We start from the raw sequence: 7,218 nt of genomic DNA on the forward strand, positions 1-7,218 counted from the left end.
CCGCCAGCGGCTCGAGCTTCTCAATACGCTCCACGATTCTCCGTCCAAATACGATCGCCTCGGACAGCGAATTGCTGGCCAGCCGGTTCGCGCCGTGCACGCCGGTTGACGACACTTCCCCGCATGCGAACAAACGTTTAATATTCGTCTCGCCGTTCAGGTCGGTTTTGACGCCGCCCATCGTATAATGTGCGGCGGGGGCTACCGGAATCCAATCCATTGTCAGGTCGAGACCGTATTTCAGACAGAATTCATAAATATTAGGAAACCTGCGCTTGACGAGCTCTTCGGATTCATGCGTAATGTCAATGTAGACGAACGTTGACTTCGTCAGCTCCATCTCGCTGACAATCGCGCGCGCCACCACGTCGCGCGGCGCAAGCTCTAGCTGCTCATGGTAGCGTTCCATGAAACGCTCGCCTTTGATATTGCGAAGCACCGCCCCCTCGCCGCGGACCGCCTCAGAAATCAGAAAGCGCGGCGCTCCCGGGTAACAGAGCGAGGTCGGGTGGAATTGGATGAATTCCACATCCTGCACGTACGCGCCGGCGCGGTAAGCCATCGCGATGCCGTCGCCGGTCGCGATATCCGGATTCGTCGTATAGCGGTACAACTGACCGGCTCCGCCCGAGCACAGAATTGTAGCCTTGCCGCGGACAAGCACCCGCGTGCCGTCCGGCCTCTGCACGAGCGCGCCGCAGCATTCTCCGTCCTGTGTGATCAGATCGATGACGAAATGATCGTCCCATACCTCGATATTCGGGTCGTCCATCGCTTTCTCGGAAAGCGCCCTCACGATCTCATAACCCGTCGCGTCGCCGTTGGCATGCAGAATCCGGCGCTGGCTGTGCGCGCCTTCCTTGGTGAGCGCATATTCGCCGTTCTCCTGATCGAATTGCGTGCCCATCCGGATCAAATCGCGGACGCCCTTCGGCCCTTCATGAACGAGCACATCTACGGCCTCGTGCTTGCATAAACCCGCGCCGGCAATCAGCGTATCCTGACGGTGAAAGGCCGGTGAATCCTCCGGTGACGTAACCGCGGCGATACCGCCCTGGGCGTAACGGGTATTGCTGTCGAGCAGCGACTTTTTGGTGATCATCAGCACCGAATGGCGCTCGCTTGACTGAATAGCGGTAAAAAGACCGGCAATGCCGGCCCCGATCACGATCACATCAGTGTCGACGACCGGGAGCTTGCGCAGCTCCTCGTCGACCAAATATCTTGGAATCATCGTTGGTCCTCCACTTCGCTACTGGCGATTGACTCCGCTTGTACGGGCATGAAGCAGCGCATGCTACTTCACTTGTAACATGCGCTCCAGGGATAAACGGGCTTTGTCGGCCACCTGTGGCGGCACGTAAATTTGCGGCTGCATCGTTTCCAGACATTTGACCAACTTCTTGAGATTGTTCACCTTCATATTCGGGCAAACGAGGTATTTGGTGGCGAAATGGAATGTCTTGTCCGGGCTGTCCAGCCGCAGCTGGTAGCCGGTCCCGTCCTCCGTGCCTACGATAAATTCCTTATGGCCCGACTCCTTGCAGAACTTGATGATTGCCGTCGTGCTCCCGACAAAATCGCCTAGCGCCACGACCTCCGGACGGCACTCCGGATGGACGACGAACAATGCGTTCGGATGCTTGGCCTTCATTTCCTCGACATCTTTCACGGTCAGCATATCATGCGTATTGCAATAACCCTCCCAGAGGATCATCTTTTTGTCCGTATGCTGCTGTACATAGTGGCCGAGGTTTTTGTCCGGGACCCAAATCACCTCGTCGCTTTCCACCGAGTTGACGACCTTGACGGCATTCGCCGACGTGCAGCAAATATCCGTCTCCGCCTTCACATCGGCCGACGAGTTGATGTAAGTGACGACCGCGGCGTTCGGATGCCGGGCTTTCAGCTTGCGCAATCCTTCCACATTGACCATGTCGGCCATCGGGCAGCCGGCGCGCTCGTCCGGAATGATCACCGTCTTGTTCGGGGCCAGAATTTTCGCGCTTTCCCCCATGAAGTGCACACCGCAGAAAACGATCGTATCCGCATCGGTCTGCGCGGCCTTCTGTGCCAGCAGGAACGAATCGCCGCGGAAATCCGCAACCTCCTGAATTTCATCCCGCTGGTAGTAGTGGGCAAGAATAATGGCATTCCGTTCCTTCTTCAATTGCAGCAGCCGCTCGCGCAATTCACGATTCTGCTCCGCTTTGCGCTCAAGCGCCAAAGCTTCCATCGATAACCCTCTCCTTCATAGCCGGAGGGGCATTCTCGCCCGCGGCTGTTTGACGATCCCGGTCCATCCGGCACGGCTGTCAACCCGTGTGCCAAGGACCGGCCATGACCGGCGAATCAGTATAGTTAACAACTAATTTACACGTCCCGCCTAGGGCTGTCAATAAAAGCCCGTCCTATCCTCGCGGCGCTGCAGCGAGCGTCCGCGCGCCCGGAGGCGCTGTGCTCGCCGCATGTTTCGTCACCGCCCGACGGGGCGTTTTTTAGTTATGACCATCCTCGCCTTCATTCAGTCGTTCACCGACCGAATCGATGAATTCCATCACAGAGAATGCCAGGACATATACGAAGCGGCAATTACCTCTCTTCTCCATAAACAAAGGGCTTCCGCCGAATGCCTTCGGTGGAAGCCCTTCTCTCGGCTGCACGGATCAACCGTTCGTTGAGCCGTCGCCGCCGGTGTTGCCGCCCGGAGGCAAGGTACCTTCACCCGGCTCCTTGGACTGGATGCGGACACGGACATTGCCGAGCGTATCGATGCTCGGTTCGCCGCTCGTCTCAGCCGGCGCGTCTGTTCCGTCGCCGCCGCTGCCGGCGCCGTCGAGAGAGCCGGTGTCGATAAGCCGCTTGATCTGCTCCAGCTCGAGCGTCTCTTCCTTGAGGAGCGTCTGCGCGATAAGATGCACCTCGCGGTTCTTCTCATTCAGGAGATCCTTAGCTCGGGTATAGCAATAGTTGATGATATTCTGCATCTCCTGATCGATCTCATAAGCGATCGCATCGGAGTAGTTCTGCTCGTGTCCGATATCCCGGCCGAGGAAAACCTGCCCTTGGGTACTGCCGAACTGAAGCGGTCCGAGCTTCTCGCTCATCCCATATTCCATAATCATGCTGCGCACGATCGAGGTTGCTTGCTTGAAATCGCTGTATGCGCCCGTGCCGATCTCGCCGATAAACAGCTCCTCCGCCACACGGCCGCCCAGCAAACCGGTTACCTTGTCAAGCAGCTCCTGCTTGGTCACCAGCATGCGGTCTTCCTTCGGCAGCATGATGACGTATCCGCCGGCCCGGCCCCGCGGGATGATGGTCACCTTGTGCACCGCGTCGGCGTGCTCAAGGAAATAGCCGATAATCGTATGGCCAGCTTCGTGGTAAGCGACGATCCGCTTCTCGCGATCGCTGATCACACGGCTGCGCTTCTCGGTACCGACGATGACACGGTCGATTGCTTCATCGACTTCGATCATGGCGATATCCTTCTTGTTGCGGCGCGCCGCCAGGAGCGCCGCTTCGTTCAGCAGATTCTCCAGATCGGCGCCGGTGAAGCCGGTTGTCCGCTTGGCGATAACCTCAAGCTTGACGTCCTTGGCCAGCGGCTTGTTGCGGGCGTGCACTTTCAGCACCGCTTCGCGTCCTTTTACGTCCGGGCGGTCAACCGTGATTTGACGGTCGAAGCGGCCGGGACGCAGCAATGCAGGGTCAAGAATGTCCGGACGGTTGGTAGCCGCAACGATGATGATGCCTTCGTTCACGCCGAATCCATCCATCTCGACGAGCAGCTGGTTGAGCGTTTGCTCGCGCTCGTCATGTCCGCCGCCGAGGCCTGCGCCCCGTTGACGGCCGACGGCGTCGATCTCATCGATGAAAATGATGCAAGGCGCATTCTTCTTCGCATTCTCGAACAGGTCGCGAACGCGGGAAGCACCGACCCCGACGAACATTTCCACGAAATCCGAACCGGAGATCGTGAAGAAGGGAACGCCGGCTTCGCCTGCGACGGCGCGCGCAAGCAGCGTTTTACCGGTACCAGGAGGTCCGACAAGCAGTACGCCCTTCGGAATCCGTGCGCCGACCGCCGCAAATTTGCGGGGATCCTTCAAGAATTCGACGACCTCGACGAGCTCTTGCTTCTCCTCGTCGGCACCCGCCACATCCTCGAACGTTACGCGCTTCTTCTCTTCATTATAAAGGCGGGCGCGGCTCTTACCGAAATTCATCACTTTGCCGCCGCCGCCCTGGGCTTGATTGATCAAGAAGAAGAACAGAATGAAAATGATCACAAACGGAATAATCGAGGTAAGGAATGTGAGCCAGATGCTCGGTCCTTGCATTTTCTTCATCGTTAAGTTGAAATCGTTCGCTTCCGAGGCTTTGACCACTTCCTCGACCGCAAATTCATCCGCACTCATCCGCGAGAAAAACTGTTTGTTCTCTGCTCCGCTCGGTGCTTTTCTATATTCACCAGTGACCAAGTAGGACATACCGTCAAACTTAAGCGTCAATTCAGCAACGTTATTGGTCGCGATTTCCTGCCGCAATTGATCGTAGCGAAGTTCTTGGGTAGTGTCGTTTTGGTTGCTGATAAATTGAACGATCCCGACGGTCACCAAAAATATAAGCAAATAAAATCCAGTGTTTCGGATGATCCGATTCATCCCCTACCTCCTCTCAAGGCGCATAAAATATTTTACCATAGCAGGTTAGCCCATCTCAATAGAACCTGGAGGCGGGGCATGCCAAGGCAGATACTGTGAATGATGCCCGCTATTTAATGTATACTTCGGGCTTCAGAATGCCGATTAACGGCAAATTCCGGTACTTCTCCGCGTAATCGAGCCCGTAGCCGACCACAAAAGCGTCAGGCAGGGTGAACCCGGTATAATCGGCCTCCAGCTCAACGGTTCTTCGGGCCGGTTTGTCAAACAGCGTTGCGACGGTGACCGATTTGGCGTTTCTCCGCTCCAGTACATCGATCAGGTAGCTAAGGGTCAGTCCGCTGTCGATGATATCCTCAACGATCAGAACGTCTCGGCCTTCCACCGGTGTGTCCAGATCCTTCACGATCTTGACCACGCCGGACGATTTGGTCGACACCCCATAGCTGGAGACAGCCATGAAGTCGAGCTCAAGCGGGATGCTCATGCTCTTCACCAGGTCGGCCATAAAAATAAACGCGCCTTTGAGAACGCAAATAACTAGCGGATTGCGGCCGTTGAAATCGCGGCTCAGCTGCTCCCCCAATTCCCTTACCTTCCGCTGAATCTGTTCGGCGTCGTATAGAACCTCTTCAATGTCATTAAGCAACGTTCGGAACCCCCATCGGTTTGCCGTGTCCGCCGCGGATCGCCCGAAGGCAGCCCGGCGCTACGGCATTAGCTTTAATCATCTGTTTCTCCGCCCAGTTCCGCCATTGCTTCCCCGCCGCGCGCGGATGCCTCTTTCCATTCGAGACGAAGCCGCCTTTGCGTGGCGGCCGTCACCGGGGCAACCGACGAACGGCGCAAGCCGGGAATCCAGAGCAGCCGGCCCTCCGCGTCCCAAATCAGCGGCAGCCGATCCCTGACGGACGGAGCAATCTTCGCGTCAACGAACATATCTTGCACTTTTTTGGTGCCGTTTAATCCCATCACGGACATTCGATCGCCCGGACGTCTTCCGCGAACCGTCAGCGGAAACGGGACTTGGTCGGCGTCGAACTCGGCAGAGGCGCGCCCCTCGGCTAGCCTTTCCGATTCACGGGGTCGGCCGTCCCTGACTCGAATAACCAGTTCTCCCGGCGTTTCCGCTACGAACAGCCATCCCTTGGTCTCGCGGACCGTATAGAAGAAGGGCTCGTCGTCCGGCTTGGCACCCTCGCGTGTCCAACGAAGCGTTTCATACTCGCGCAGACAACGGATGCCGTATCCGGCATCGATCGACCAGGTCGTCGGCGCCGGTTCGATTGCAGCCTGCCGAATCCGCTCGATCCGCTCGAAGGAGATGGACTCCTTTTCCAGCGTGAGATAGTTTAATATTAGTTTAATCAATCTCCTTTGTAAAGCGACAGGCAGGTCCAGCAAAGCTTGCCGGCCGATTGCCCATCCATCGCCCGCCCGCCTGGCCGCGGCGCGAAAAACGTCCTCCGCCGCGCCATCCAGATAATCGTTCTCCGCCGCGCTGATCTCCGCCAGACGAACGAGCGAGTCCGCGATATTCGGATTGTACTTTTCCAGAAACGGCAGCACATCCAGCCGCACCCGGTTGCGGAAATACCCCCGCTTCTCGTTGCTTGGGTCCGTGCAATAGGTGAGACCCGCCATCCTGCAATACGCAATGAGGTCTGCCTTGTTCATACGCAAAAAGGGGCGTATAAGTTCCACGTTTCTTTCCCGCCGCTTGGCGGCCATACCGGAAAGCCCCGTGGCCCCCGCCCCGCGCAGCAGCCTCATCAGCACCGTCTCGGCCTGATCGTCCGCGTGGTGGGCAAGCGCGATCCGCGCGGCTCCATAACGCTCCGCGACTTCATGGAGGAAGCCGTAACGCTTCTCGCGCGCGGCGGCCTGGGGGTTCATTCCCGTCTCCCTGATATAGGCCGGAACGTCGAAAAGAACGGTCTCGCATGGAATGCCGAGTCCGCCGCACAAGCTGCGGACCGCCTCGGCTTCCCGAGCCGATTCCGCTCCGCGGAAGCCGTGGTCGACATGCGCCGCCAAGATATGTAGAGATTCTTCCGAAGCCAAAGCATAGAGCACATGAAGCAACGCCGTCGAATCGGGGCCGCCCGATACGGCGACCACGATCTTGTCACCCGGCAGCCACAGCTCTTCGCGCCGGCCCGTATCCCGGGTCCGCCTCACCAGCTCCTCCATGACTCTACACCAACCTCTTCCTATTCTCCATTACACGGATGCCGACAGCGTCAAACAGCGCGCGGTCCCCGCACAAAAAGCGGCATGCCGGCCGTCCCGGCCTCATGGAAGCCCGAGCGTCAGCATGCCTTCCGCCATCATCCACGCGATCGTCGCGGCGAGCACCGCCATCGAACCGGCGAACAACCCCGTCATCCATCGCGGCGCAACGGGCCTCTTCATGCGGACTCCGGGTCCGTGCATCAGCCGCTGCCAAGCCCCCGCTCCTTCGCGGGCGTTGGCGTATCCGCCGTTGAACGCTTTGTTCAGCCATCCGGCGAACGGCTTCAACGTCGAATTGCCTTCGACGAGCTTC

At 58.1% G+C, this 7,218-nt stretch carries 5 protein-coding genes and 1 pseudogene; all 6 read right to left on the reverse strand.

Translation table 11 applies throughout. The annotated features are described in order from the left end of the window. Positions 1 to 1,234, reverse strand: a 1,234-nt coding sequence (gene nadB / locus BG52_RS09255; protein WP_036667160.1) for an L-aspartate oxidase, incomplete at its 3' end; no start/stop codon positions are given. A gap of 63 nt (positions 1,235 to 1,297) precedes the next feature. Then, positions 1,298 to 2,236 (reverse strand): quinolinate synthase NadA, encoded by a 939-nt coding sequence (gene nadA, locus BG52_RS09260; protein ID WP_036582875.1) that lies wholly within the window; start codon positions 2,234 to 2,236, stop codon positions 1,298 to 1,300. 430 nt (positions 2,237 to 2,666) lie between these two features. Further along, positions 2,667 to 4,670 carry an ATP-dependent zinc metalloprotease FtsH gene (gene ftsH / locus BG52_RS09265; protein ID WP_036582872.1) on the reverse strand — a complete coding sequence of 668 codons (2,004 nt, stop codon included), beginning with the start codon at positions 4,668 to 4,670 and terminating at the stop codon, positions 2,667 to 2,669. Positions 4,671 to 4,779: 109 nt separating this feature from the next. Next, complete coding sequence (gene hpt, locus BG52_RS09270; RefSeq protein ID WP_036582870.1) at positions 4,780 to 5,319, reverse strand: hypoxanthine phosphoribosyltransferase; 540 nt, start codon at positions 5,317 to 5,319, stop codon at positions 4,780 to 4,782. Positions 5,320 to 5,393: 74 nt separating this feature from the next. Further along, positions 5,394 to 6,863: a tRNA lysidine(34) synthetase TilS gene (gene tilS / locus BG52_RS09275; RefSeq protein ID WP_081793724.1), complete on the reverse strand. Its 1,470-nt coding sequence runs from the start codon at positions 6,861 to 6,863 to the stop codon at positions 5,394 to 5,396. 102 nt (positions 6,864 to 6,965) lie between these two features. Further along, positions 6,966 to 7,218, reverse strand: a pseudogene (locus tag BG52_RS16090) (serine/threonine protein kinase); the annotation flags it as partial.

Origin of the sequence: Paenibacillus darwinianus (assembly GCF_000598065.1) — a bacterium.
Taxonomy (GTDB): Bacteria; Bacillota; Bacilli; order Paenibacillales; family Paenibacillaceae; genus Paenibacillus_I; species Paenibacillus_I darwinianus.

Bases quoted from the DNA above. Each gene is read 5' to 3' on its own strand.
- nadA (WP_036582875.1), bottom strand. From the start codon at position 2,236: ATGGAAGCTTTGGCGCTTGAGCGCAAAGCGGAGCAGAATCGTGAATTG.
- tilS (WP_081793724.1), bottom strand. From the start codon at position 6,863: ATGGAGGAGCTGGTGAGGCGGACCCGGGATACGGGCCGGCGCGAAGAG.
- ftsH (WP_036582872.1), bottom strand. From the start codon at position 4,670: ATGAATCGGATCATCCGAAACACTGGATTTTATTTGCTTATATTTTTG.